At 72.8% G+C, this 23,557-nt stretch carries 32 protein-coding genes; 20 read left to right on the top strand and 12 right to left on the bottom strand.

Going from position 1 to position 23,557, the window contains the following annotated elements:
- Positions 1-19: 19 nt before the first annotated feature.
- Complete coding sequence (locus ACL00U_RS07785; RefSeq protein WP_412874019.1) at positions 20-979, bottom strand: SDR family NAD(P)-dependent oxidoreductase; 960 nt, start codon at positions 977-979, stop codon at positions 20-22.
- Positions 980-1,054: 75 nt separating this feature from the next.
- On the opposite strand from ACL00U_RS07785, the gene ACL00U_RS07780 reads away from it, so the two are divergent.
- Both ACL00U_RS07780 and ACL00U_RS07775 read left to right on the top strand, forming a co-directional pair.
- On the top strand, positions 1,055-1,315 hold the full coding sequence (locus tag ACL00U_RS07780) for a hypothetical protein (RefSeq protein WP_017885652.1): 261 nt from the start codon (positions 1,055-1,057) through the stop codon (positions 1,313-1,315).
- A gap of 125 nt (positions 1,316-1,440) precedes the next feature.
- On the top strand, positions 1,441-2,298 hold the full coding sequence (locus ACL00U_RS07775; protein ID WP_412874018.1) for a family 16 glycosylhydrolase: 858 nt from the start codon (positions 1,441-1,443) through the stop codon (positions 2,296-2,298).
- A gap of 27 nt (positions 2,299-2,325) precedes the next feature.
- Here the strand turns inward: ACL00U_RS07775 and ACL00U_RS07770 are convergent, their stop codons facing one another.
- The gene (locus tag ACL00U_RS07770) at positions 2,326-2,541 is read right to left on the bottom strand and encodes a hypothetical protein (protein WP_139179681.1); all 216 of its coding nucleotides are present in this window, start codon (positions 2,539-2,541) and stop codon (positions 2,326-2,328) included.
- 23 nt (positions 2,542-2,564) lie between these two features.
- Entirely contained in the window at positions 2,565-2,903 is a 339-nt protein-coding gene (locus tag ACL00U_RS07765; RefSeq protein WP_259495947.1) for a DUF3140 domain-containing protein, read from the bottom strand.
- Between the two features lie 114 nt (positions 2,904-3,017).
- On the opposite strand from ACL00U_RS07765, the gene ACL00U_RS07760 reads away from it, so the two are divergent.
- Both ACL00U_RS07760 and ACL00U_RS07755 read left to right on the top strand, forming a co-directional pair.
- Positions 3,018-3,164, top strand: coding sequence for a hypothetical protein (locus tag ACL00U_RS07760; RefSeq protein ID WP_259495949.1), 147 nt, complete (start codon positions 3,018-3,020; stop codon positions 3,162-3,164).
- Positions 3,165-3,250: 86 nt separating this feature from the next.
- Positions 3,251-4,198 (top strand): methyltransferase family protein, encoded by a 948-nt coding sequence (locus ACL00U_RS07755; RefSeq protein WP_056068402.1) that lies wholly within the window; start codon positions 3,251-3,253, stop codon positions 4,196-4,198.
- Between the two features lie 230 nt (positions 4,199-4,428).
- On the opposite strand, the gene ACL00U_RS07750 is transcribed toward ACL00U_RS07755, so the two are convergent.
- Together ACL00U_RS07750 and ACL00U_RS07745 are read right to left on the bottom strand one after the other, a co-directional pair.
- Positions 4,429-5,046: an acyltransferase gene (locus tag ACL00U_RS07750; RefSeq protein WP_017885658.1), complete on the bottom strand. Its 618-nt coding sequence runs from the start codon at positions 5,044-5,046 to the stop codon at positions 4,429-4,431.
- A 135-nt stretch (positions 5,047-5,181) separates the two neighbouring features.
- Entirely contained in the window at positions 5,182-6,138 is a 957-nt protein-coding gene (locus tag ACL00U_RS07745; protein ID WP_017885659.1) for an AraC family transcriptional regulator, read from the bottom strand.
- Between the two features lie 106 nt (positions 6,139-6,244).
- Between ACL00U_RS07745 and ACL00U_RS07740 the strand changes: the two genes are divergently transcribed.
- Positions 6,245-6,574 carry a hypothetical protein gene (locus ACL00U_RS07740; protein WP_017885660.1) on the top strand — a complete coding sequence of 110 codons (330 nt, stop codon included), beginning with the start codon at positions 6,245-6,247 and terminating at the stop codon, positions 6,572-6,574.
- Between the two features lie 35 nt (positions 6,575-6,609).
- Here ACL00U_RS07740 and ACL00U_RS07735 read toward each other — a convergent pair whose 3' ends face one another.
- A complete protein-coding gene (locus ACL00U_RS07735; protein WP_152427129.1) occupies positions 6,610-6,924 on the bottom strand; it encodes a hypothetical protein in 315 nt (104 codons plus the stop codon).
- 202 nt (positions 6,925-7,126) lie between these two features.
- On the opposite strand from ACL00U_RS07735, the gene ACL00U_RS07730 reads away from it, so the two are divergent.
- Complete coding sequence (locus ACL00U_RS07730; RefSeq protein WP_017885662.1) at positions 7,127-7,624, top strand: hypothetical protein; 498 nt, start codon at positions 7,127-7,129, stop codon at positions 7,622-7,624.
- 25 nt (positions 7,625-7,649) lie between these two features.
- Here the strand turns inward: ACL00U_RS07730 and ACL00U_RS07725 are convergent, their stop codons facing one another.
- Entirely contained in the window at positions 7,650-8,003 is a 354-nt protein-coding gene (locus ACL00U_RS07725; protein WP_017885663.1) for a hypothetical protein, read from the bottom strand.
- 293 nt (positions 8,004-8,296) lie between these two features.
- Between ACL00U_RS07725 and ACL00U_RS07720 the strand changes: the two genes are divergently transcribed.
- Positions 8,297-9,484, top strand: coding sequence for a glycosyltransferase (locus ACL00U_RS07720; RefSeq protein WP_017885664.1), 1,188 nt, complete (start codon positions 8,297-8,299; stop codon positions 9,482-9,484).
- Between the two features lie 191 nt (positions 9,485-9,675).
- Here the strand turns inward: ACL00U_RS07720 and ACL00U_RS07715 are convergent, their stop codons facing one another.
- A complete protein-coding gene (locus ACL00U_RS07715; RefSeq protein WP_017885665.1) occupies positions 9,676-10,344 on the bottom strand; it encodes a MarR family transcriptional regulator in 669 nt (222 codons plus the stop codon).
- Between the two features lie 45 nt (positions 10,345-10,389).
- On the opposite strand from ACL00U_RS07715, the gene chrA reads away from it, so the two are divergent.
- On the top strand, positions 10,390-11,601 hold the full coding sequence (chrA, locus tag ACL00U_RS07710) for a chromate efflux transporter (RefSeq protein WP_017885666.1): 1,212 nt from the start codon (positions 10,390-10,392) through the stop codon (positions 11,599-11,601).
- A gap of 14 nt (positions 11,602-11,615) precedes the next feature.
- Positions 11,616-12,008, top strand: a complete 393-nt coding sequence (locus tag ACL00U_RS07705; protein WP_017885667.1) for an arsenate reductase ArsC — start codon at positions 11,616-11,618, stop codon at positions 12,006-12,008.
- On the opposite strand, the gene ACL00U_RS07700 is transcribed toward ACL00U_RS07705, so the two are convergent.
- The gene (locus ACL00U_RS07700) at positions 11,986-12,780 is read right to left on the bottom strand and encodes an alpha/beta hydrolase (protein WP_017885668.1); all 795 of its coding nucleotides are present in this window, start codon (positions 12,778-12,780) and stop codon (positions 11,986-11,988) included. The genes ACL00U_RS07705 and ACL00U_RS07700 overlap by 23 nt on opposite strands.
- A gap of 2 nt (positions 12,781-12,782) precedes the next feature.
- Positions 12,783-13,310: a phenolic acid decarboxylase gene (locus tag ACL00U_RS07695; RefSeq protein WP_017885669.1), complete on the bottom strand. Its 528-nt coding sequence runs from the start codon at positions 13,308-13,310 to the stop codon at positions 12,783-12,785.
- A 63-nt stretch (positions 13,311-13,373) separates the two neighbouring features.
- Between ACL00U_RS07695 and ACL00U_RS07690 the strand changes: the two genes are divergently transcribed.
- Together ACL00U_RS07690 and ACL00U_RS07685 are read left to right on the top strand one after the other, a co-directional pair.
- On the top strand, positions 13,374-13,844 hold the full coding sequence (locus tag ACL00U_RS07690) for a MarR family winged helix-turn-helix transcriptional regulator (protein WP_017885670.1): 471 nt from the start codon (positions 13,374-13,376) through the stop codon (positions 13,842-13,844).
- A gap of 240 nt (positions 13,845-14,084) precedes the next feature.
- Complete coding sequence (locus ACL00U_RS07685; protein ID WP_017885671.1) at positions 14,085-15,029, top strand: nuclear transport factor 2 family protein; 945 nt, start codon at positions 14,085-14,087, stop codon at positions 15,027-15,029.
- 31 nt (positions 15,030-15,060) lie between these two features.
- On the opposite strand, the gene ACL00U_RS07680 is transcribed toward ACL00U_RS07685, so the two are convergent.
- Complete coding sequence (locus ACL00U_RS07680) at positions 15,061-15,636, bottom strand: GrpB family protein (RefSeq protein WP_017885672.1); 576 nt, start codon at positions 15,634-15,636, stop codon at positions 15,061-15,063.
- A gap of 105 nt (positions 15,637-15,741) precedes the next feature.
- Between ACL00U_RS07680 and ACL00U_RS07675 the strand changes: the two genes are divergently transcribed.
- From ACL00U_RS07675 to ACL00U_RS07655, 5 genes are all read left to right on the top strand, one after another.
- Positions 15,742-16,590 (top strand): alpha/beta fold hydrolase, encoded by an 849-nt coding sequence (locus ACL00U_RS07675; RefSeq protein ID WP_412874017.1) that lies wholly within the window; start codon positions 15,742-15,744, stop codon positions 16,588-16,590.
- Positions 16,583-17,155, top strand: coding sequence for a TetR/AcrR family transcriptional regulator (locus ACL00U_RS07670; protein WP_017885674.1), 573 nt, complete (start codon positions 16,583-16,585; stop codon positions 17,153-17,155). The genes ACL00U_RS07675 and ACL00U_RS07670 overlap by 8 nt, the downstream gene beginning before the upstream one ends.
- On the top strand, positions 17,152-17,586 hold the full coding sequence (locus ACL00U_RS07665) for a hypothetical protein (RefSeq protein ID WP_017885675.1): 435 nt from the start codon (positions 17,152-17,154) through the stop codon (positions 17,584-17,586). The genes ACL00U_RS07670 and ACL00U_RS07665 overlap by 4 nt, the downstream gene beginning before the upstream one ends.
- 49 nt (positions 17,587-17,635) lie before the next feature.
- Positions 17,636-18,175 (top strand): hypothetical protein, encoded by a 540-nt coding sequence (locus ACL00U_RS07660; RefSeq protein ID WP_139179683.1) that lies wholly within the window; start codon positions 17,636-17,638, stop codon positions 18,173-18,175.
- Between the two features lie 103 nt (positions 18,176-18,278).
- Positions 18,279-18,806 (top strand): hypothetical protein, encoded by a 528-nt coding sequence (locus ACL00U_RS07655; protein WP_017885677.1) that lies wholly within the window; start codon positions 18,279-18,281, stop codon positions 18,804-18,806.
- 63 nt (positions 18,807-18,869) lie between these two features.
- On the opposite strand, the gene ACL00U_RS07650 is transcribed toward ACL00U_RS07655, so the two are convergent.
- Positions 18,870-19,523, bottom strand: a complete 654-nt coding sequence (locus ACL00U_RS07650) for a helix-turn-helix domain-containing protein (RefSeq protein WP_017885678.1) — start codon at positions 19,521-19,523, stop codon at positions 18,870-18,872.
- A 178-nt stretch (positions 19,524-19,701) separates the two neighbouring features.
- On the opposite strand from ACL00U_RS07650, the gene ACL00U_RS07645 reads away from it, so the two are divergent.
- From ACL00U_RS07645 to ACL00U_RS07630, 4 genes are all read left to right on the top strand, one after another.
- On the top strand, positions 19,702-20,199 hold the full coding sequence (locus ACL00U_RS07645) for a hypothetical protein (RefSeq protein WP_017885679.1): 498 nt from the start codon (positions 19,702-19,704) through the stop codon (positions 20,197-20,199).
- 24 nt (positions 20,200-20,223) lie between these two features.
- A complete protein-coding gene (locus ACL00U_RS07640; protein ID WP_412874016.1) occupies positions 20,224-21,027 on the top strand; it encodes a trypsin-like serine protease in 804 nt (267 codons plus the stop codon).
- A 192-nt stretch (positions 21,028-21,219) separates the two neighbouring features.
- The gene (locus tag ACL00U_RS07635) at positions 21,220-22,311 is read left to right on the top strand and encodes a tyrosine-protein phosphatase (protein WP_194590561.1); all 1,092 of its coding nucleotides are present in this window, start codon (positions 21,220-21,222) and stop codon (positions 22,309-22,311) included.
- Between the two features lie 168 nt (positions 22,312-22,479).
- Positions 22,480-23,499, top strand: a complete 1,020-nt coding sequence (locus ACL00U_RS07630; RefSeq protein WP_017885682.1) for a LacI family DNA-binding transcriptional regulator — start codon at positions 22,480-22,482, stop codon at positions 23,497-23,499.
- Positions 23,500-23,557: the final 58 nt, after the last annotated feature.

Here is a 23,557-nt window from a genome sequence, read left to right as displayed (position 1 = left end):
GCACCGGGCCTCCAGTCCGTCAGCGGCGTCGGCCCAGGGCGACGGCCGCGATCGCCACGAGCGCTCCGGCCCACAGCACCGGGCGCGTGACGCGCCGTCGCTTCGCGACCCAGCCGCCGTCCGTCGCGTTCGCGGCGTCGGCGGGGGCGTAGAGGTTGCCGTCGGTCGGGGCGCCCTTGCCGCGGAGCGCGAACGTCTCCACCATCGGCTTCGTGATCTTGTGGAACAGGCCCGGGAACACGTACTGCAGCGGCACGAGCGATGCCTGCAGTCGCCCGACGAAGCGGTAGCGCTTGGGGTGCGTGGCGGCGTGCACCACGGCACGGCCGGCACGCTCGACCGAGACGGTGGGCGGCAGCGGGTGCGAGTTCTTGCCGGTGTAGTTGGCGCCGTTCTGGTAGATCGGGGTGTCGATCGTGGACGGCAGCAGGGCGGTGAACCTGATGCCGGTGCCCGCGAACTCGTCGCCGAGCACGTCGACCAGGCCGAGCGCCGCGTGCTTGCTCGTCACGTACGCCGACTGGTACGGGGCGGACAGCAGCGACTGGATCGAGCCGACCAGCAAGTAGGTGCCCTTCCCGCGCTGCTTCCAGTGCGGCAGCAGGTGCGTGATGGCGTTGAGGTGCCCGTAGAGGTTCGTGTCGACGACGCGCTTGAACGCCTCGGTGGGGGTCTGCTCGAACAGGCCGTAGACGAACAGCGCCGCGTTGCCGACGAAGACGTCGATGCGACCGAAGCGCGTCGTGACGGTGCCGATGAGGTCCTTGACCTGGCGCTCGTCGGCGACGTCCGTCGGGATCGCGATCGCCTCGGCGCCGAGCTTCCGGCACTCGGCGGCAGCGGCCTCGAGCGAGTCGTGCCCGCGCGCGGCGAGCACGAGTGTGGCGCCCTGCCGGGCGAACTCGTGTGCGGCGGCCCTCCCGATGCCGCTCGATGCTCCGGTGATGACGACGATCTTCCCGCGGTACCGATGTCCCATGCGTCCTTGGTACCCGTCGTCGGTCCGTTCCCGCACAGCCGGGCCGTACCCCTGAGCACGGTGCGAAGATGGAGCATGCGCAAGGACGACCTGACCGTCGACGAAGCCGCGGTCATCGCCGAACACGCCCGCTCCGGTGCCCTCGACGTCGACGACCCCGAGGTGCGGAAGGTCGTCGAGCAGGCGAACCGGGTGCTCGTGCGTGCGCAGATGTGGGGCGAGGAGCGGAGCCCGAAGCTGCGGCGCCGCCGACGGTTCATCGCGATCGGCGCCCTCGTGATGGTGCTCGTCTGGGTCGCCGGGTTGCTCGTGCCGCTGGCACTGCGCTTCGGCTGACGGGTCCGTCAGCGCCGGCCGCGGTGTGCGCGGTGTGGACCGAACACGGTCAGACCCTGGTCAGACGCGCCCCGATGGTGCATGATCCGACGACCACACCACCGCCGCGCTGCAGGGAGCACGACTTGGACCAGCACATCGATCGACGGCGCTTCGTGTCGCTCGGACTCGCAGGCGCTGCCGCCACCGCGCTCGGCGTCTCGGCGATCGGCGCGGACGGGTCGGCGCAGGCGGCGACCGGGGCTGCGGCCCCGACTGCCGAACCCGTCCTGCTCGCCGCCGACGAGTTCGACGGCCCGGCCGGCAGTGCACCGAACCCGGCGGTCTGGCGGTACGACCTGGGTGCCGGCGGCTGGGGAAACGCCGAACTGGAGACCTACACGGACTCGCGGCGGAACGCGGCGCTCGACGGCGCGGGCAACCTCGTCATCACCGCACAGCGCGAAGCCGACGGCTCGTACACCTCGGCCCGGCTGAAGTCCGAAGGCACCTCCACCGCGCAGTACGGCCGCATCGAGGCGCGGATCCGGATCCCTCGGGGGCAGGGCATCTGGCCGGCGTTCTGGATGCTCGGCGCCGACATCGGGCAGGTCGGCTGGCCCGCGTGCGGGGAGATCGACGTCATGGAGAACGTCGGGTACGAGCCGGGGATCGTGCACGGCACGGTGCACGGGCCCGGGTACTCCGGTGCCCAGGGCATCTCGGCGTCGTACACGGCTCCGTCCGGCGCAGCGTTCGCCGACGACTTCCACGTGTACGGGGTCGACTGGCGCCCCGGTTCGATCACCTGGACGGTCGACGGTGTCGCGTACCGGACCCTCACCCGCGACGACGTGGGGTCGAACCCGTGGGTCTTCGACAAGCCGTTCTTCGTCATCCTCAACGTCGCGGTCGGCGGCACGTGGCCCGGCTCGCCCGACGACTCGACGCAGTTCCCGCAGCAGATGACCGTCGACTGGCTGCGGGTCCACCAGAACGCCTAGCCGGAGTCGCGCCGCGGCAGGAGCGTGTCAGGGACGACGGTTCGCCCGGGCGACGAGCCACAGGTAGGTGCTGTGCCCGACCAGGGCGAGTCCGAAGAACACCGCGGCGACCGCGTACACCCGGTCGAGCTTGCCCTGCCCGATCACGAGCATCACGACGCAGAACACGACGGCGATCGCGAGGACACCGACCTGCACGGTCGACCAGATCCGTCGGAAGCGCGGCATGCCCGTCTCGTTCACGTCACCCATTCTGCCCGATGCCGTCAGTGCTTCTCCGGGTCGTGTCCCCAGTTCATGAGCGAGTACCGCCACGGGGTGTCGTGCACGTCGCCGTCGGGGCGCTGCTCCGCGTGCCGGGCGACGTAGCCGACGACCTTCCGCATGTGCGCCAGGTCGTCGTCGGTGCGGTCGGCCTTGTGCTTCTGGAGGATGCGGATGATGTGCCGACCGCTCTCGTGCCCGGTCGACTCGCTGCCGCCGGAGGGCTTCTGCCCGACGGACTTCGACTCGTCGGTGTCGAGCCACTTCCGCAGCTCGGTGGCGGTCATGTTCACCGCGTCATCGAAGTCGGCCCGGGTCTGCTCGTCGTCGTGCTCGCTCATGCGGTCGAGACAACCCGTCGGTCCTGGACGACTGCGCAGTGCGGGCCGGGTCAGATGGGAATGGAACGACCCCGCGCGGTGTCGAACTCTCCACTGACCACGAAGGAGCCCACCATGAGCGTCGACCTCCACGAGAGCACCGGCACCCGGATCGTCATCGACGAGCGGACCTGCCTGCAGACGACCGTCCTGCCGAAGCTGCACGACGAGCGCACCCCGTCCTTCGGCCGCTGGCTCGGACAGATCAACCACACCGGCTGAGCCGGCGCCCGGCGACGGCACGCACGGCCCGGCCCCGACGCCACTCCCCCGTCGTCGCCGCCGCCGGGCGCTGCTACCGTGCACCCATGTCCTGGGGCCGGCGGTACTACGCGCTGCAAGCCGTCGGCGGAGCGGCCTGGTGGATCGCCGTCGCCACGCTGCCGTGGGTCCGGACCACCACGCTCGGTTCGCTCGACCCGGTGCTCGTCGCCGTCCTCGACGTCCCGTTGTTCGTCGTGGCCTCGGCCCTCGCCGCCGCCGGTGTCCGGGCCGCCGCGGTCGTCACGACGGGATGGACCGCCGTGGTGCTCTGCGCGCTCGCCGTCTGGGCAACGGCCACCGGCGAGGCCGGCTGGGGCGTGCTGATCATGCTCGCGGCCACGATCGGCTCGGTGCTCGCGCTCGGTCTCGTACTGCTCGGACGGATCCCGACCGAGTGGGTGACGAGCGGCCCGCTGCGGATCCGCACCGCCGACGCCGACGCCCCGCGGTCCCGGCACGTCGCCGCGACCGTGCTGCAGATCGTCGTGTTCTGGGGTCTGTTCCTCGGGGTGTTCCCCCTGGTCATCGCGTTCGCGGAGCACCGATGGGGCCTGCACCCGGACCCGCCCGTTCCCCTGGTGAGCGCCTCGACCGTCCTCGGGGTGGTCGTGCTCCTGCTGGCGAGCGCACTCGGCATCGCGTCGGCGGCGGCCATGTCGACGAAGGGCGGCGGCACCCCGCTGCCCTCGGCGACGGCGAACCGCCTGGTCGTCGCGGGGCCGTACCGTTCGGTGCGGAACCCGATGGCCCTGGCCGGCATCACCCAGGGCGTCGCCGTCGGCCTGCTGCTGTCGTCGTGGCTGGTCGTCGTCTACGCGGTCGCGGGTTCCGTCGTGTGGAACTGCATCGTCCGACCACTCGAGGAAGCCGACCTCGACGAGCGGTTCGGCGACGACTTCCGCCGGTACGCCGAGCAGGTGCGCTGCTGGGTGCCTCGGTGGCCGATCCCCGCTCGGGTGGGCTCGGTGCCGCTCACCTCGTCGCGCCGCTGAGCGGTTTAACGACGCCGGCGTCGTCGTTCGGCGCCGCCGGGTCGTCGAGACGCCTCCGTTTGGGGCGGCGTCTCGACGACGGGGCGGCGTCTCGACGAAACGGCGGCGTCTCGACGACGGGGCGGCGTCTCGACGACACGCCGGCGTCTCGACGTGACGCCGGCGTGTCCGGACCGGCACCGACACCGGCCTGGAGGCGCCAGGCGGCGCCGCCACGGGCCTCCTGTCCGTCAGCCGGCCGGGTCCACCACCGGCGGCCGCGCGGACGGGGCGAGCGCACGGATCCGCTTGGCGGGGACGCCGGCGTAGACGCCGTGCGCCGCCAGGCGGCCGACCACCACGGCGCCGGCTGCGACCACCACGTCGTGCTCGATGTGGGCCCCCGGCAGGATGGTGGCCCGACCGCCGATCCAGACGTGCTCCTCGATGAGGACCGGGCGGCCCGTCGGGACGTCGTTCCACCGGCCGTCGGCGTCGATGTCGTGGTGGCTCGTCATGATGAGCACCTGCATGCCGATCGCGGTGTTCGCACCGATCGTCACGGGTGCCACGGCCTCGACGGTGACGTTCCGGTTGCAGAACACGCCCCGGCCGATCGTCAGGTGCCTGGGATCGCCCGTCAGCGAGAACCCGGCGCCCACACCGGACTCCGCGCGGGCCCCGGCGACGAGCAGCAGGAGCCGCCGCACGATCCGCGGCAGCAGCGCCGACCCGAGCACGGCGGTGAAGAGCAGGTGCTCCCTGGCGTGTGCGGCATCCTCGAGGAGCCGCCGACCGAACGTCGACGGGGCAGCAACCGCCGGAGCGGGTGCCGAGGTCGGGACGGGTGGTGCTGCTGAGCCGGCCATGGGGTCTCCAGTCGTCGTGGCTGCGTGTCCGTGCAGCGCCACCGTAGGACGACGACCGTCGGCGACCGGCCGGACGACGGGCGGTTGCGGGATTCTTGCGGGGCCGCGCCGCTCGGCGGCCACGCGCCGGCTCGGCTACGCGCGTGCGCCGTCGCGGGCGGTGGACGCCGTCTGCCGGGGCAGCTCGCCGAACTCCTCGCGGTAGCTCCCCGCGAACCGGCCCAGGTGGGCGAACCCGGTGGCACGGGCGATCTCGGCGACGCTCCGGCCGTCTCCGGACTCGAGCTGTTCGCGCGCGAGCAGCAGCCGGATCCGACGCAGGTACATCGTCGGGGTGATGCCGTGGTGGCGCTGGAACGCCGCCTGCACGCCGCGCACGCTCAGGCCGGCGGCCTCGGCGACGTCGTCGACGCTGATCGGTTCGGTGGCGTGCTCGAGCAGGAACGTCTCGGCTCGGGCGAACCGGGCCGTGGCGGCCACGACCGGTTCGTGCTGGCCGACGGGCCAGTGCGGGATGGCGGTGAGCAGGCCACCGGCCGCGAAGCGGGCGAGTTCCCGCTCACGCTCGACCGGCACGGTCTCCGGTCCGGCCAGGACCTCCTGGGCGACGGACCGGACCATCAGCCACCAGGCCGCCAGCGGTGCGCCCTCGGGGACGTGCCGCGGACGGAACTCGAGCGGGCCCGGGGCCCAGTCCCCACGCTCCGCTGCGACCTGCTCGACGATCGCGCGGTCGATGCGCAGGACGTCCTTGTTGCAGTCGATCCACCGGAAGCGCTGCGGGCCCTGCCGGAACAGCATCGGGCGGCCGATCTGCACCGGCTCGCCGTCGAGCTGCGCGACGCCCGACTTCATCCAGACGATCATCATCTCGCTGCCCGGCTCGATCGCTCCGCGCAGGTCGCCCGTGCAGCGGGTGGACTCGAGCGACAGCAGCGACGTCCCGCGGATCCGTTCCTCGAAGACGAACTCGGCGTCCGTCGGCTCGACCGACAGGTCGTGCGTGGTGTGCGTCCGAGCCAGGGCCTCGGCCGCGACCGACGGCTCGACGGTCTGGATCTCCCGCAGCAGGCGGTGCATCGTCTCGGGCACGTGACGATCCTCCCGAGATCTCGGCGTCCGCGCAACGAGCGACGCGCCGGGTTCCTGGACGGCGACCAGCGAGGGCACTGTTTGCTGTGCTCCAGGAGGTCGCCACATGAAGCAGATCCAGTACGACCGCTCGACGATCCTGACGAGCGACGACGTGGCCGATGCCGTGATCGAGTACGCCGCGGCCCTGGCCGGCGGCAACCGGGCGGACACCGTCGCGATCCCCTCGGTGGCGGCGGACGGCACCATGACGACCACCAAGGTGCTCATCGGCCCGTCGAGCCAGCTCGTCGTCGCCGATGCCGACGAGGACGAGCTCGAGCGCGAGGACGCGGACTTCGTCGAGCGGTTGCGTGCCGCCGCACTGACGTTCGAGCACGACGAGGTGATCCACGCGGACACCCGGTCGGACCTGACCGAGGGGCCCGTGGCCTAGCAGGGCCTGCGGGCGCGGGGAGGTGGACCGCTGGACTAGCGCCCGAAGTCCGGCGGCTCGGCGCTCGTGTCCACGGCGAGCACCGCTTCGGTGCGGCGCGCGACCTCGAGCAGGAACGCTTCGCCCTCGGGTTCGAGGTCGTCGTCGGGTGCGGGCTCCACCGCGACCGGGACACCCGGGGCCAGCAACACCTCGACGGTGCTCGCCACCCCGAAGTCGTCGGCGGTGGGGATCGACACGACGTCGCTCAGTCGGCTCTGGTGCAGCGCGGCCGCGTAGCGGATCACCGCTTCGGCGATCGAGTCGCTCGTCAGGACACGGACGGTGCCCGCGTAGTTCACGTACTTCAACGTTGCTCCCTGGTGAAGAGGAGCATCCGCCGCGGTGACGGTTCCCTGATCCGGTGCCACGGTAGGCCGCCGTCGGGCCACGCACACATCTTCGCGGACAGAACGGGGTACGCGGCGCCCGGCCGGTCGGTGCCGGGTGACCGGTGTCGGGGGACGCTCCCCCTGAACCGTCGCCCACCGCGAGCGGCCTACGTTCTGGCCCATGTCCACGCGAGCGAAGACCGTCACGGCGCTGTTCGGCGCCGCCACCGTAGCCCTGCTGCTCACCGCCTGCGACCCCGGCGGAGCGCAGAACATCGACCCCGTCGGCAAGGTGCCCGGCTCCGAGCAGAAGTCCCAGTCGGCGCAGTGCGATGTTGCCGCGAGTGCCACCGTCGACATGATCGACGAGGCGGTCGGGTCGCACGACACCACCGAGTTCGCGAACGTCCAGGAGGGCGACGGCGGCTGGTACCTCGGTGCGGCGATCGTCCCGGCGGACAGCAACGACTCGAACGACGACGAGATCACCGTCTGGGCGACCACCGCCGACCCCACGGCCGACGGCTTCGACGGTCCGCTGTACGCCGTGAACGACGTCGCGAAGCAGGCCGTCGCCGACGAGTCGACCACCACCTCGGACGCGCCGACGCCGTTCGCCGACGACTCCGAGGCCGCCCAGCAGGTCGAGAGCTGCGTCGTCGAGGCGTCCGACCGCTAGTCGCCGGACACCCTGCCGTGGCCGGTCAGCCCTTGGGCTGGTCGGCCACTTCCACGTCCACGTGGTATTCGTCGCCCCCGTCGGTGCTGATGGTGGACACCGAGTCGTAGACCACGTCGTAGCCCGCGGTGTTCACGTCGCAGTGCACCTCGGCGCCGTCCTCGATCGCGATGTCGTCCTCGCCGCAGTCGACCTCGGGCGTCGCGTCCGAGATGTCCGCCAGCGCGTCGACGACGACCTGTTCGAAGGCCTCCGGCGTGACGGTCCGCGAGGACGAAGCGGTCGAAGTCGACGTCGTCACCGTGCACCCGCTGAGCGTCACCGCCAGCGCGATCGTCGCGGTGAGCGTCGCGAGCGTGGTGGTGGTGCGCTGCTGCATGGTGTCCCCCGTCGTCCCCTGGCCGGTGGCTGCCCCGCGATCGGGGCCGGCCGTTCCCGACGGTAGTCGCCGCGACGGTGCGAGGACGCCGTCTGGTCCGAATCCGGTGGCGCACCGGCGGCTGGACGTCCGCCCGGGGTGTCGTGAAGGGGCGCTCAGCCGGTGGGCGAGTTCACTAGACGATCGTCTTCTGAACCCCTACGGTTCCGAACACCCCGTCCTGCCACGAACCGTGAGAGACCGCATGCGCACCCCTCGTCAGACCACACCCCTGATCGGGCCCGGCAGCTGACGTGGCAGCTGCGAAGGTCACCGTCCTGCTCGTGAGCGACTTCCCGCTGTCGGCGATGCGCGGCGAACGAGCCGCCCTGGTCCAGCAGGCGAAGGCGTTCGCCGCGTCCGGACACGTCGTCTGGGTGGCGACTCCCCCGACGAGCGACACCGCCGACCTGCGGAAGTCCGGTGTGCGCCTGCTCGAGGTCGAGCCGTCGATCAGCGTCCCGGGGGCGGACCTGCCGGTGGTCCGCAACTCGGTGCGGGTGCGTCGGCACCTCGGCACGGTGATGCTCGAGGAACGGATCGGTCTCGTCGTCACCCACTCGGACTTCGGTCTCGCCGCCGCAGCCCTGACCACGGCGCGCTCGCTCGGGCTGCCGACGATCCACACCGTGCACGGTTCCGCTCCGATCCGCGGGCGGACCGCCGCGGCGTTCGCGCCCCTGGCACGTCGTGCCCACCGCGTCGTGACCGGGCTCCGGACCGGCCGGCACCGCGTCGGCGGCCACCCCATGGAGGACGCGCGCCGCAGGATGGCCGTCGCCGTCTCCGCGGCCGCCGACGTCGTCGTCACCTCGACCACCCGACAGGCGGGAGTCCTGCGTGCCGCCGGCCTGGACGAGGTGCACGTCGTGCCCAACGCCATCGGGAACCGCACGGTGACACCGCCGCCACCGCCGGAGCTCGGCCCGCTCCGGCTCGTCTGGGCGTCGCGGTTCACGCCGGACAAGCGCCTCGACGTGCTGTTCAACGCGATCCGGCTGGTCGAGATCCGGTTGGGGGCGCACGCGGTCCGGGTCGACGTCGCCGGCGGGACCGTCCCTCCGACGCGCACGCCGGTGTCGGTGCGCGTGCACGGCCGCCTGTCCCTGCAGGGCGTCCACGACCTGCTGCTCTGCGGGCACGCAGCGGTCATCTGCTCGCTCGAGCACGACGGCCAGCCGATGACCGCGCTCGAGGCGTTCCGCGACCACCGTCCGGTCATCGTCTCCGACATCCGTCTGGCGAGCGAGTTCGGATCCGCCGCCGTCCTGACGGACGACGAGACCGCGTTCGGGCTCGCCACGACGATCATCGAACTCGCCTCGGACCGGGACCTGCTGCGACCGCACACCGACGCCGCGATCGAGCACGCCCGACTCGCGACGGCGGAACGCCACACCGAGCAGGTCCTCGGGCTCGTCGCGGATCACTGCGGTCCCTGAACGCACCGTCCCGGAGCGCGCGGTCCCCGCGGCGACGCGCTCGGCCGTGGGGCCGCCACGGGACGGACGGGAGGCACGGTGCAGGCCCGCCCCGAGCCTCCCGCCCGGCGGTGCGTGCCGACCACGGCACAGGGAGAACGCCCCGATGAGGAGGGGGGATCTCATCGGGGCGTTCCGTTCGTGGGGCCGCGTCAGGCGGCGAGGCGCGCAGCGAGCGCCGTGGCGCGGGACCGGAGGTCCGCGTAGGTGGCCTCGTACGCGTCCGGCGTGCCGGTGCGCGAGGGGTTCGGCAGTGACCAGTGCAGGCTGTCACCGTCGTCGATCGACTCGTGCGCACGGTCGCAGACCGTGACGACCAGGTCGCCGTCGGCGACGACGTCGTGGAAGGACCGCGGGACGTGGTCGCCGAGGTCGAGGCCGTGGCGCGCACCGACGGCGACCGCGCCGGGGACGATGGCGGGGGCGGGACGCGTCCCGCCGGACAGGGAACCGATCTCGCTGACCTGTGCCCAGACGCCCGCGGCCAGCGGGGAGCGCGCGGAGTTGCCGGTGCAGACGAACAGCACGCGCGACACCGGGCCCGGCACCGCCGCCGCCCCGTGCGGGACACCGCTCGGTTCGAGGTGCAGGTAGCTGCGACGGCCGTCGCCGTCGGAGCGGCGCCGCGTGACCAGGCCGGCCTGCTCGAGGACGCGCAGGTGGTGCGCGAGGAGCGGGCCGGACAGGCCGAGGGCGGCCCGGACCTCGCTCGGGCTGGCGTCGGAGGCCGCGAGCAGGTCGATGACCGCCAGGCGTGCGACGTCACCGAGGGCCGCGTGCTGCGCCGCGCGCTGCTCGAGGTCCTGCTGCCGCATGTTCATCAGTTCAATGTTGACTGAACCATCTGCCGTCGTCAAGATGAGCGGGTGACGACGAGCCCCGAGCCCCTGCGGTCGTCCGCGGCCTCGGTGTTCCTGGTGTTCCTGCGGCTCGGGCTGACCTCGTTCGGCGGGCCGGTCGCGCACCTCGGGTACTTCCGAGAAACCTTCGTGGTGCGTCGGCGGTGGCTGGGCGACGACGCCTACGCCGACCTCGTCGCGCTCTGCCAGTTCCTGCCCGGGCCGGCGTCGAGCCAGGTCGGGATGGCACTCGGCCTGCAGCGCGCCGGGCTGCTCGGACTCCTCGCCGCCTGGTGCGGGTTCACGCTGCCGTCCGCGGTGCTGCTCGTCGCGTTCGCCCTGCTCGTGTCCGGCACGCCCGACATGGCCGGCGCCGGGTGGCTGCTCGGGCTGCAGGCCGCCGCAGCCGCGGTGGTGGCGCAGGCGGTGCTCGGCATGGCGCGCTCGCTCACGCCGGACCGCCGACGGGCGACCGTCGCTGCCGCAGCCGCGATCGTGGTGCTGCTCGTCCCCGGCCCGGGGCCGCAGGTCGCGGTGATCGCGGTGTGCGGTGTGGTCGGCGCCGTGTGGCTCCGCGGCGTCGTCGCCGTGGGCGTGGATGCAGGCGCCACCGACACGGGCGGCGCCGTCCGGCTCCCCCGCTGGGTCGCGGTGTCGGCGCTCGTCGCGTTCGCCGCCCTGCTCGTCGCGGCCCCGATCGCCGCGAACGGCACCGGTGCCGTGCGCCTGTTCGGGGTCTTCGCGCAGGCGGGCTCGCTCGTCTTCGGCGGCGGCCACGTCGTCCTGCCGCTGCTCGAGTCGCAGACCGTGGCCACACACCTGGTGGGGCACGCCGACTTCCTGGCCGGGTACGGCGCCGCACAGGCCGTACCCGGGCCGCTGTTCACCTTCGCCGCGTACCTCGGCGCCGTCGCCCACGGCAGCCCCGGCGGGGTCCTCGGCGCAACCGTCGCACTCGTCGCGATCTTCCTGCCCGCCGCGCTCCTGGTCATCGGCGCACTGCCGTTCTGGCACGTGCTCCGCGCCCTGCCGTGGGCCCGACGCGTGCTCGCCGGAGTGAACGCGGGGGTCGTCGGGCTCCTCGCCGCAGCGCTCTGGGACCCGGTCATCACCGAGGGGGTCCGCTCGGCACCCGCACTGGCGCTCGCCGTGGCTGCCTTCACCGCCCTCACCCGCTGGTCCGCTCCCCCGTGGGCCGTCGTCATCGGAGCCGGCCTGCTCGGCGCCGTCGTCCTCTGATCGGAGCACCCCGCATGCCCACCGTCCTGTTCGTCTGCGTCCACAACGCCGGCCGTTCCCAGATGGCCGCCGGCTTCCTGCAGCACCTGGCCGGTGACCGCGTCGACGTCCGGAGCGCCGGCTCCGAACCGGCCGACCAGCTCAACCCCGTGGTCGTCGAGGCGATGCTCGAGGAGGGCATCGACATCCGGGGCGAGCAGCCCGCCCTGCTCCGCACCGACGCCGTCCGTGCCGCCGACGTCGTCATCACGATGGGCTGCGGGGACGCCTGCCCGGTGTTCCCCGGCAAGCGCTACGAGGACTGGGAGCTCCCGGACCCCGCAGGGCTCGACCTCGACGCCGTCCGGCCGATCCGCGACGACGTGCGTGCGCGGGTGCAGGACCTCATCGCCCGGACCGCTCCCTGACGCGCTCGAGCAGGCGGTCGACGAGCTGCTCGCGCCACGGGACCGACGACCAGACGTGGTCCGCACCCTCGACCGCGGTGAACGTCGCCCCGCTGAGCAGTTCGCCGTAGCGCCGACCGTACTCGACCGGGACGATCTCGTCGGCGGTACCGTGCAGCACGTCGACCGGCCCGTCGTACCCGCGCGCCTGGGCGTAGACGTCGAGTCCGTCCCGGACCTCGTCGACGAACCCGCGCCCGAGGGCGGTCCCAGCGAAGTCGAACCAGCCGCGGTCGCGGACGGGCGCGAGCGGCTGCCCCTGGATGGTGTCGTGCACGGCGATGTCGTCGACCACGACCCCGGCCGGCGACCACAGGGTCAGGCTCCGCACCAGGTCGGGGACCCTCGCCGCCGCCATCGCCGACTCGACGGCGCCCAGGCTGTGGGCGACGACGTGGATCGGTGCCCCCTGGTCGGCCGAGAACGCCCGGATCATCGTGACGACCTGCTCGACCTCGTCGCCGATCGAGATGTCCGCGAAGCGTCCGTCGCTCGTGCCGTGCCCGAGACGGTCGTAGGAGCGGACCGTCAGACCGCTGTCGGTCAGGGCGGTCGCGGCCTGCACGAAGAGCTGGCGCGGACCGATCGACGAGTCACCGAACCCGTGCACGAACAGCACCGAGCCGCCGGCAGCCGCGGGCGCCGGGTGGTACTCCCACCCCCGGAGCGCCCCGCCCCGGTGCTCGAGCCGGATGCTCGTCAGGGCACGCTCCAGCGGACGTTCTGCAGTCACGCTCAGTTGCTCCGGTCGGCGAACCCGGCCGGCAGGTCGGCGGGCGCGGTGTCGACGACGGTCTCGTCGTCCTGGCCGACGAACTCGAACAGGGTGATGTGGGCGAACTCGGGGACGACGTAGATCGGGTAGGTGGGGCCGGCGTCGCGGTACTCGCGCATCCGGTCCAGGTGGTCGTTCTGGAACAGCACGGTCTTGCTGCCGTCCTCCTCGACCCAGTGCGGGAAGAAGATCGTGCCGTGCAGCACGCGCTCCCCCGGCACCACGGTCACGACGACGCTCGTGCCGGTCGGCTCGTTCCACGACACCTTGTAGACGCCGGCGGTGAGCACCACGAGGTCGACCTGCTGGTCCTTGACCCAGCGCCCGCCGACCATGCCGGAGTGGATGCGGTAGTCGATGGTGGTGGCGTTCTTGACGTACATCTCGTACTGCCAGCCGTTGGCGTACGTGTAGATGAACCGGTGTCCGACGATGCCGGAGAGGTCCTGCGACGGGACGGGCTGTGCGACTGAGGTGGTGATCGTCATGCACCCATCCTGCGCCAAACATAGTTTTGTTGCAAACCTTTTTCGAGGACCTAAGCTGAGGACATGGGCAGCGAGCACGACACCGCAGGACTCCGGGACATCGCTCGGCGGCTCAGCGACCAGGTCGGCCCGTTCCGCCGCACCCTGCTGAACGCGTCACGCCGTGACGGTGCGCTGCCGGAACTGCCCGACGCCCAGATCGAGGTGCTGCGACGCCTCGACGAGGCCGGGTGGCTCACGCCGACGGCGCTCGGCCGGTCCCTCGGCCTCGCCCGCTCCACGGTCAGCAACCTCGTCACCGCGATGGAGCGCGGCGGGCTCGTCCACCGGCGGCTCGCCACCGGCGACGGCCGCAGCACCGAGATCGCCCTGACCGAGCTCGCGTCCGAGCGGCTCCGGGTCTACGACGCCTCGGCCGAGCACGTCCTGGTCGGCGCGCTCGAACGCCTGGGCCCGGACGGGGTCGACGCGCTGCGCGCCGCGCTGCCCGTCCTCGCCGAGCTCCGTCTGGCCATCGACGAACCCGGAGCGTAGGGATCGGCTGACAGTGCGCGTGAGCCGTCGCACAGGTCCGGCTCGTCGATCACCAGCGGGAGCGGGTCACCCTGGCAGGGTGTTCGCAGACCACCCGGGAGGCCCGCACCGCGCCTGAGAAGTCGGTCACGGTCGCAGCACGCGACGGCTCCAGGGCGCGCGGCGGCCCCCAGGGACCGGTTCCATCGTTCTGCCGTGCAGACGACATCACTTCTCCCCATCATCGCCAAGGCGTGTGCGGTGGCAGCTCCGGTCGCCATCGCCGTGTCGCTCGTGGCCGGCCCGGCCGTGGCGGCACCCCTCCACACCTCCACCACCACGACCTCCGCGCACCACACGGTGTCCCGCGCGGCGCGGACCACCGAGGGCGGCACGGCCGTCTCGCGGCTCGACCGTCGCGCCGAGCAGCGCAACGAGGCCACCGTCCGGCACCTGTTCCGGTGCGCCTTCCGCTCCCCCGCCTCGGCGACGGCACGCGCTGCCGCCCGGACCGCCGTGGCATCGGGTGCCGTCGCCCACGGTGCGAAGAGCGCCTCGGGTCCGGCTGCACTGCTCGCCGAGTTCACCGCCGACCGCGCCCGGGTCCCCGGTGCCCACGCCGTGATCAAGCACATCGCCGGTGACGCCGACCTGGTGGCCGTGCACTGGCAGATCACCGCGAAGCCGAAGGACGAACGCACCGGTGACGCCGCCGTCGACCTGTTCCGCATGCGCAACGGCCGCATCAGCGAGTGGTGGGCGCTCCGGCAGACGGTCCCGACGGGCACGCCGGCCAGCGGCAACACGAACAGCATGTTCAGCGACCTGTACCCGGCCGCCAAGCGTGACCACCACCTGACCGAGCGGCAGGAGGAGCACAACCGGGTGCTCGCGGTGACCGCGTACAACCGGCTGTTCCGCGACCACGACGTGTCCGTGCTGGACGAGAAGTTCGACCCGGCGTACCTGCAGCACAACTCGGTCGCCGCGAACGGCACCGCCGCGCTCAAGCAGTTCTTCGCCGGCAGTGCCGCGCAGGGTCTGCCGAAGCAGGAGTCCGTCATCTCGCTGGCCGACGGCGACCTGGTGTGGACGTTCTCGAAGCAGGTCGGGGCGAAGGCCGACGCACCGTTCGGCGCAGCCGACCTGTTCCGGGTGGACGGCAACCTGATCCGCGAGCACTGGGACGTCGTCCCGACGAGCTGAGACCGGGCAGCGGGAACCGGAGCCGCGCGTCTCAGGACGCGCGGCTCCGGCGCGCCCGCTCCTTGATCGCCGTGATGACGGCCGTCTTCGCGTCGGCGTAGGCGTTCATGTCGTCCCAGCTCCGGCCGAGCAGCTCCCGCTTGGTGCGCTCGTACAGCGCGCGGTCGTCGGCGTCGACGCGCAGGTGGTCGCGGAGGAGCAGGTACTCCTCGACCGCCGTCGCGCCCTGCTCGTAGACGTGCACGTGCACGTCGCGAGCCGGTGTCCGGACCAGGCGGTGGCCGGGTTCGCGCACGCGGAGCTCGTACCCGGCCGCGAGGAGCTGGTCGAGGTAGGTCGCCTCGGCGGTGATGTCGGCGACGACGACCACGATGTCGACGATGGGTTTCGCCGCCAGGCCGGGGACGGCCGTGGAGCCGATGTGCTCGACGACCGCAGCGTCCGCGCCGGAGCCGGGCAGGGCCTCCAGGATGCGTCGCCGGTGGTCCGCGAAGACCGCAGCCCACCCGCTGTCGGCGGGGTGCAGGGTCACGGTGACCGGTTCTGGGCCGCCGATGATCTCGACGGTCGTGACGTCCGGTCGGGGGTGGTCCTCGTCATGGTGCACCCGGCCATGATGGCAGCACCCGGAGCGCGGACCAGAGCAGTCCTTGACTTTCCGGCTACGCGTATTAGCCTTTGAGTTACTACCCGTAGCCGAAGGAGCCACGTCATGCTCGAACACCTGGACACCGAGGGCGGCACGATCGCCTACGACCTCTCCGGCTCAGGGCCGCTCGTGGTCCTCGCCCACGGGATGGGCGACAGCCGCCACTCCTACCGCTTCGTCGTGCCGGAGCTCGTCGCGGCCGGCGACCGGGTCGCGAACGTCGACCTGCGGGGTTGCGGCGACTCGAGCACCGGGTGGTCCGGGTACGAGCGCTCCGACATCGCACGCGACCTGGTCGCCGTCACCCGGCACCTCGGCGGCCCGGCCGTGGTCGTCGGGCAGTCGATCAGCGGCGGCGCAGCGACGATCGCCGCGGCCACCGCACCCGACCTGGTCGCCGGCATCGTCGAGCTGGCACCGTTCACGCGCAAGCAGTCCGTCGACCTCGGTGGGCTCCTGCGCAACCGCCGACACCGCGCCGGCACCGTCCAGCTCGCACGCGTGATGACGAGCGGCAGCCTGCCCGGCTGGCTCGCGTACCTGGACATCGCGATCCCCGCCAAGCCCGCCGACTGGGCGACCGAGCGCGGCCGCATCGAGACGACCCTGCGGCAACCGGAGCGGCTGGCGGTCCTCCGCGCCATGACCCGCACGTCGCCCGCCGACGCCGGCGAGCAGCTGGGTGCCGTCCGGTGCCCCGTGCTCGTCGTCGAGGGCAGCGCCGATCCGGACTGGGCCGACCCCCGCGCCGAGGGCGAGCGCGTCCTCGCCGACCTGCCCGACGGCCTCGGGGAGCTCGCCGTCATCGACGGCGCCGGCCACTACCCCCACACCGAGACGCCGACTGCACTCCTCGCCCTGCTGCTGCCGTTCCTCGCCCGCACCTTGCCCGTCGCAGGCCCCGTTGCCTAGGGCGGGGCTCGACCCGGCGACCGTCACCGAGACCGCGGCGACGCTGGCCGACGAGATCGGTCTGGCCCGACTGAGCATGAGCGTCGTCGCCGACCGCCTCGGGGTGAAGGCACCGTCGCTGTACAAGCACGTCGACGGACTCGGTGACCTCACGCGCAGGATCGCGATCCTCGGCGCGAACGAGCTCGGGGACGCACTCCGCGACGCCATGCAGGGGCGCAGCGGCCGGAGTGCGCTCGAGGCGGCGGTGCAGACCGTGCGCCGGAGCGTCCGGGAGCACCCGGCGCGGTACCAGGCAGCCGTCAGCGTCCGGCCGACCGACGCCCAGGACCCGCTGGCCGTCGCGCTCGGCCGCACCCTGGCGTCCTTCGCCGCGGCGCTCCGCGACCACCCGCTCGACCCCGCCGACGAGGTCCACGCACTCCGGGTGCTCCGCAGCGTCCTGCACGGGTTCGCCACGATCGAGACGTCCGGCGGGTTCCAGATGGACACGGACGTCGATGCGAGTGCTGCGTGGATGGTCGACTTCCTGGATCGCGGGTTCCGTGCCGCGACGACACGGTGACCGTCACCACGGCGGCGCGCGCGTCGAGGCCCGTCGGTCACGACCCGCTCCGTGGCGGCCTGCGGTTCACGGCGGAGCTCGTCGCATGGGTGGCCGTGCCCTGGGCGCTCTGGCCCCGTTCGCCGGTGCTCGCGATCGCCGCCGTCCTGCTCCTCGTCGTGCCGCCGGCGGTCTTCGGGACGCCGGGTGACCGCCCCGGCGGCGACCCACCCGTCGCGGCACCGGGAGTGGGGACGATCGCGTCGGTCCTCGCGCACCTGGTCGGAGCCATCGCCGCGTCCTGGGTCGTCTGGCCGGCTGCGGTCGCGGTCGCCGTCACGGTCCTGTGCGTCGCCGTCGTCATCTCGGAACAGCGGCGGTGGCGCGTCCTGGTGGGGCGCGGGCGCGGGCGCGGACGCGGGCGAACAGACGATCGTCTGGCCAAGCGGTAGCGTGTGGCGTGGCGACTTCCGCCACACGCCGTCCACGAAGGGGCCGACCATGTCGCGCAGCACCGACCGGGTCCGGGTGTCACCGATCGTCCTCGCCGCGGGGATCGCCGCGCTCGCCGTCGCGCTCGCCCTGCCGGCGCCGCCACCGACCACGACGGGTACCGAGACACTCGGCCTCGGGGCATCGGGAGCGCTCGGTGCCGCACTCGGCGCACCGCCCTCGACGAGCGGCGCGCACCGGTTCGCGATCCGCCCACCACGGACGGTCGGTACCGGCGGAGTCGTGAGCGTGCGCTTCGCCGGGAGGGGCACCCCCGGCGCCGTCGTGGTCATCCACTACGGCGAACCGCGGGACGGCACCGGGGACGATCGCGTCGCGGAGATCGCGCCGGGCAGCAGCGCGGTGGGTCGGACCGGCCGGTTCGCCTTCACCGCGGTCCTGCCGGAGTTGCCCCGTGACGCCGATCAGGCGTCCTGGAGCGCCCGACTGATCGACCCGGAGTCGCTGGACGTCATCGGGCGTGTCGACGGCGTCCACGTGGTCGAGCACACGGACCGCCGCTCCCACGATCCGCGGCCCACCGGATGAGAGGCCGCGCAGGGTGCTGGCCGCCGCTCGGTACTGCGGTTACGTTCGCTAGACGAACGTCTGGCCAGCAGTCAGCGGCGAGACCTGACCACGAGGAGCCCCCGTGTCGACACCCCACCGCACACCGTCATCCCGATCCGTCTCCGTCCTCCTCGGTGCCGCACTGGCCCTGAGCCTCGGACTCGCCGGCTGCTCCACGGCCGGCTCCGCGGCACCGTCGCCCTCGCCGTCCCCCGCCGCACAGGGCGACGCGCCCGCGACGACCGACTCGTCCCCCTCGGTCGACGCGACCGTCGCTTCGACGACACTCGGCAAGGTCGTCGTCGACGGCAAGGGCATGACCGCCTACTACTTCGACGCCGACGTCAAGGACTCCGGCACGAGCACGTGCACCGGTGCGTGCGCGGCGGCGTGGCCGGCGATCGAAGCGTCGACCACGAAGCCGAAGGTGTCGGGCATCACCGGGACGGTCGGCACCATCAAGGGCGTGGACGGCGGGCGGCAGATCACGATCGACGGGCGCCCGATCTACACCTTCGTCGGGGACAAGAAGGCCGGCGACGTGACGGGACAGGGCGACAAGGGCGTCTGGTACGTCGTCAACCCGGACGGCAGCGAGCAGAAGAAGTAGGCCCGGCGCCCCGGTGGACCAGCAGTCCGCCGGGGCCCCTCGGGAGGGGCGAGCCCTGCGGGGTCAGTCCCCCGGGGTGGCCGGGTGTCCGCCGACCCGCACGGGCTCCACCTGTTCGAGCAAGCCGTGCACGCCGGGCAGTCCGAGCCCGGTGAACAGTGCCGCCCACAGGTCCCGGAGCTGCCCCTCGGTGTCACGGGTCAGTCGTGCACTCGTCCGGGCCCACATCACCCCGAAGGTCGACGTCAGCACGAGGTCCGCCGCACGAGCCCACTCGGGATCGGTGGCGGGGCCGACACCCCCGCTCGAAGCCGACAGGTGCCGACGGACGTAGTCGTCCCACGTGAAGACCCGCGGGATCACCTCTCCCGCACCGCGGAGTTCGTGACTCAGACGGATGGCCCCGGCAGCCACCGGACACCGGATGGCATCGGAACAGGCGGACGTCAGCATGACGAGCAGGTGCTCGAGGCCCTCGGGTTGCGTGATCAGCGAGTCGATCACCGCCCAGCGGGCCTGCTGCCGCTCGATGACCGCGAAGGCGAGCTCGTGCTTGGACGAGAAGACGTGGTAGCCGATCGCCGACTTCGGGCGGTCCATGGCGGCGGCCACCCGGGCGAACGACGTCCCCGCGTAGCCGTGGCTCGCGAACACCGCCGCCGCGGCCTCGATGATCTGCTCGCGGGTCCGGGTCTTCGCCTGCTGCCGCTGGTTCATCGCACTCCTCGTTCGGGTCTCGGGTCATCATACGAACGTCTGACAGCACGAGGGGAGCACGCCGTCCGGACGGTTTGCCTCTGATCCACTCAGCTTCCGGCATTCGCTAGACGATCGTCTGGCCCGTTGTTAGCGTTCACGCACACCGAGTCGACCCGAGCCGAACCGAGGAGTCCCCATGCGTCCCACCCCGTCCACCGCCCGCAAGCCGGCGTCCCGGCGGCTGACCGCGCTCATCGCCGGCGTCGCCCTCGGCGGAGCACTCGCCGCCGGCGCCCTGGTCCCCGCGCAGGCCGGGGCCGCCACGATCCCGCACACCACGCACACCGCCCACGCCCCGACCCGGTCTGCAGCCGTGGCGTTCACCCTGAAGACCCACGGCGGACCAGACCGGACGAGCTTCACCGGCACCACCTTCGCCGGCGCCGGCAAGCCCGGCACCCTGGTCATCGTCTACTACGACGCACCGGGCAAGCCCCGCGGCCTGTTCAGCAAGCACATCGCCGAGGTCACGAGCGGGGACGACATGGTCAGCGCCAGCGGGCACTACCGCTTCACCGCGGCGTTCCCCGACCTGCCGCGCGGCACGACGACGCTGCACTGGCACGCCCGCCTCGCCGACCCGGACACCCTGTCCGTGATCGGACGCGTCAACGGCACCCGCCGGCTCGGCTGAACCGTGTTCCGTCACACGCAAGCGGTGCGCGTCCGCACCCTGGCCGTCGCCCTGTCCGTCGCGGCCGCCGTCGGCATCGCCCTCGCCGGCACCGCACCGGCCTCGGCTGCCACGAGCGACCCGGACCGCACCGCGGCACCGATCATCGCCGGCACCCAGGTCGGGGTCCCCGGCAGCACCTGCACGGTCGGGGCGGTCCTGACCGCCAAGGGCTTCCGGAGCCAGGTCACCGCGTACCAGCGGGCGACCAGGTGGGTCGTGCTGGCGAAGCGCTGCGCGCCGCTGCAGGCGCCGGTGCGGCTCGACGGCGCGGCCGTCGGCAGCGTGGTCTGGCAGTCCGCGGACTCCGACGTCGAGCTCGCGGTCATCCCACCCCTGGCGTGCACGCGCGTCCGGGCGGCCGCCGGGTCCTGCGACCCGTCCGTCTCGACGTACACGCCGCGAGCATCCGGTCGTGTCTTCACCCGCGTCGACGGCGACCCGGCACGTGCCGCCGTCAACGGCACCGGCCAGCCCGACGCCGATCCCTTCTGCACCAGCGGGGCGGCGAGCGGGGTGCTCTGCTCCTGGACGGCCACGCGGGTGCCGACAGCGAGCCGTGCCGGCGCGCAGCACCTCGCCGCCGCACGCACCGATGCCGGCGGGGGCATCGAGCCGGGTGACGCCGGCGGACCGGTGATCAGCGCCACGAACCGGCTGTACGGGATCATCTCGGGCGGTTCGACGACGGGCACGACGAGCACGACGAGCACGACGGTTCTGCTCTACACGCCCGTGCAGCAGGTGCTCAGCGAGCTGTTCCGGTACCGGCTGGCCCCGGCGTCCTGAGCCGGCTGCGACCGGGTGGTGCACCCGGCCGCGGCCGTCTCGGCGACTGAGCGCTGCCTCATGACCCGGACACACCCCGGTCACCTCGCAGCCACTCGGCCGACCACCCACCTCGCGATCCTGCGGGGATCCGGACGTCACCGCGTCCGGATCCCCGCGACCCCCGGGTCCTGATCAGATCGAGGATGCCCCGTGCCCCCGCTCCACCGCTCCCCCCTCACCCACTCCCCGCGCACCGCCCGTGTGGCCGCGACCGCACTCGCCGGCCTTGCCGTCGTCGCCTCCGCCGCGTTCTCCGTCACGGCCGCCCACGCCGACACCGCACTCCAGCCCGCGTTCACCGCCGCGGACCACCCGATCACCGACGTCCCCGGACTGGTCAACGGTCGCGAGCTCGCCGCGGTGCACGGCCGGTCCGGTCAGACCGTGAACGCTCCGCGGCTGATCCGTTCCGAGTCGCTCGACAAGATCACCGCAGCCGGGGCCACGACCCTGGCCGACGAGTACCACGTCGACCTCGTCGTCGACCTGCGGACGTCGTCCCAGATCGCCGCGAAGCCCGACGTCGCGATCCCCGGCGCGCGGCACGTCGACATCTCGATGTTCGGCGCGGACGGCGACTACAGCGACGACACGGCGATGTACCACGACCTGGTCGACAAGGGCCACGTCGACCCGGCGACCCCCGGGTCGATGATCACCGCCTACCGCCGTGTGCTCCGGATCCTCGCCTCGCACACCAGCGGCACGGTGCTCATCCACTGCTCGCACGGCATGGACCGAACCGGCACCGTGGTGGACCTGCTCGACCGGGTCCTCGGCGTGGACAGCGCCGACATCCTGCACGACTACCTGCTCTCGAACACGCAGCTCGGGGTCACCTGGGCCACCCCGCAGCTGCTGCAGGGCACCTTCGAGCAGGACATCGCCACCGACTTCGGTGGGATGGACGCGTACCTGCGCGACACCATCGGCGTGACGGGGCACGAGGCCGCCGCACTGCGCCAGCGGTTCCTCGTGTCGAGCGACGCCACCGTCTCCTCGATCACGGTCGCGGGCGTGCGCGTCCACCTGCCCGCCGCCGCCTCGTCGCAGGGTGCGACGGTGACGGCGCCGGTCCGGACGCTCCGGGCCGCCGACGTCCACGTGCACACGACGAACCCGAACGCGGTCGCCACCGTGCACGTCTCCGGCCGGACCGCACGCATCACGGTCACCGCGCAGGACGGCACCACGAAGAAGGAGTACCGCCTGACGGTCCGTCGACCGGCGACGCACCGCTGACCCGACACCGCCACCGCCACCGGCCGCCACCACCGGCCACCCACGCCGACCGCTCGGACTCCCCCGGGCGGTCGGCGTGACCAACTGTTCACCACCACCGTCGCCCGCTCCGGGCGTCCGTCCGGCTACCGTGACACTCGTGCAGTCCTCTGAACGACGGTGCCCGCGGTGACCGGACACCCGGCAGTCCCGACCATCCACGACGTCGCAGCCCTGGCCGGAGTGTCGAAGTCGGTCGTCTCCCGTGCCCTCGCGGGCTCGTACGGGGTGGCGCCGTCGACGACCGAACGCGTCAAGCGGGCGGCACTCGACCTGGGCTACGTGGCGAACGCGAACGCCCGCGGCATGTCGGCACACCGCACGCACACGCTCGGGGCGTTCGTCCGTGATGCCTCGACCCCGTTCTACGGGCACCTGCTCACCGCGTTCCAGCTGCAGGCCGCCGCGCGCGGGTACCGCGTCGTCACCGCCACCGGCGCGGGGTCGTTCCCGGTCAGCGAGGAACGCCGGGCGCTCGAGACCCTGGTGTCCCTGCGCGTCGAGGGGCTCATCGTCTGCAGCGGCGCGTTGCCCATCGACGACGTCCTGCCGTTCGCCCGACGCATCCCGACGGTGGTCTCCGGACGCCCCGAGACGGACCCGGCGGTGAGCAGCGCCTACTGCGACGAGCGCGGCGGCGGTCGCGGCCTCGCCGACCACGTCGCCGACCTGGGGCACCGTCGCGTCGCCGTGCTGACGGTCACACCGTCCGGGTCCCTGACGCAGTCGGCCCGCACCGACGCGATGGTGCGCCGGCTCCGTGCGCGCGGCGCCGAGGTGCTCCGGATCCGCTCCGAGGACCACGGCGCGGACCCCGAGGACCTCGACTCGTTCCTCGAGCAGGTCCTCGGCGCCGGCGGCGTGACGGCGGTCATGGCACCGAGCGACCGCTGGGCCGTCGGTGTGCTCGAGTCGATGCGCCGCCGTGGTCTCCGTGCACCAGACGACCTGTCGGTCACGGGCTACGACGGGGTCGCGCCGCTCGCCACCGAGCTGCTCGGCATCACCTCGTGGCGACAGCCGCTCGGCTTGATCGGCCGCCTGTCCGTCGACGACGTGGTCGACCAGATCGACGGCCGTTCGACGGGCGTCGCCCACAACGCCGTCGACGGCACCCTGGTGCCGGGCCGGACCGCCGCACGCGTCTGACCCGGCGTCGCCGACACCGATCGTTCACCGTCCCGTCACGGGCCGACGGGTGAGATCC

The sequence above is a fragment of the Curtobacterium poinsettiae genome (genome assembly GCF_047226435.1).
GTDB classification, from domain to species: domain Bacteria; phylum Actinomycetota; class Actinomycetes; order Actinomycetales; family Microbacteriaceae; genus Curtobacterium; species Curtobacterium poinsettiae.
This window is presented reverse-complemented; position numbering and strand designations above follow the sequence as displayed.

Coding starts and splice junctions, on each gene's coding strand:
- ACL00U_RS07750 (WP_017885658.1), bottom strand. CDS start 5,046: ATGGCCGGCTCAGCAGCACCACCCGTCCCGACCTCGGCACCCGCTCCG.
- ACL00U_RS07725 (WP_017885663.1), bottom strand. CDS start 8,003: ATGCAGCAGCGCACCACCACCACGCTCGCGACGCTCACCGCGACGATC.
- ACL00U_RS07755 (WP_056068402.1), top strand. CDS start 3,251: ATGTCCTGGGGCCGGCGGTACTACGCGCTGCAAGCCGTCGGCGGAGCG.
- ACL00U_RS07740 (WP_017885660.1), top strand. CDS start 6,245: ATGAAGCAGATCCAGTACGACCGCTCGACGATCCTGACGAGCGACGAC.
- ACL00U_RS07730 (WP_017885662.1), top strand. CDS start 7,127: ATGTCCACGCGAGCGAAGACCGTCACGGCGCTGTTCGGCGCCGCCACC.
- ACL00U_RS07715 (WP_017885665.1), bottom strand. CDS start 10,344: ATGAACATGCGGCAGCAGGACCTCGAGCAGCGCGCGGCGCAGCACGCG.
- ACL00U_RS07765 (WP_259495947.1), bottom strand. CDS start 2,903: ATGAGCGAGCACGACGACGAGCAGACCCGGGCCGACTTCGATGACGCG.
- ACL00U_RS07760 (WP_259495949.1), top strand. CDS start 3,018: ATGAGCGTCGACCTCCACGAGAGCACCGGCACCCGGATCGTCATCGAC.
- ACL00U_RS07780 (WP_017885652.1), top strand. CDS start 1,055: ATGCGCAAGGACGACCTGACCGTCGACGAAGCCGCGGTCATCGCCGAA.
- ACL00U_RS07695 (WP_017885669.1), bottom strand. CDS start 13,310: ATGACGATCACCACCTCAGTCGCACAGCCCGTCCCGTCGCAGGACCTC.
- ACL00U_RS07675 (WP_412874017.1), top strand. CDS start 15,742: ATGCTCGAACACCTGGACACCGAGGGCGGCACGATCGCCTACGACCTC.
- ACL00U_RS07650 (WP_017885678.1), bottom strand. CDS start 19,523: ATGAACCAGCGGCAGCAGGCGAAGACCCGGACCCGCGAGCAGATCATC.
- ACL00U_RS07785 (WP_412874019.1), bottom strand. CDS start 979: ATGGGACATCGGTACCGCGGGAAGATCGTCGTCATCACCGGAGCATCG.
- ACL00U_RS07645 (WP_017885679.1), top strand. CDS start 19,702: ATGCGTCCCACCCCGTCCACCGCCCGCAAGCCGGCGTCCCGGCGGCTG.
- ACL00U_RS07705 (WP_017885667.1), top strand. CDS start 11,616: ATGCCCACCGTCCTGTTCGTCTGCGTCCACAACGCCGGCCGTTCCCAG.
- ACL00U_RS07660 (WP_139179683.1), top strand. CDS start 17,636: ATGTCGCGCAGCACCGACCGGGTCCGGGTGTCACCGATCGTCCTCGCC.
- ACL00U_RS07690 (WP_017885670.1), top strand. CDS start 13,374: ATGGGCAGCGAGCACGACACCGCAGGACTCCGGGACATCGCTCGGCGG.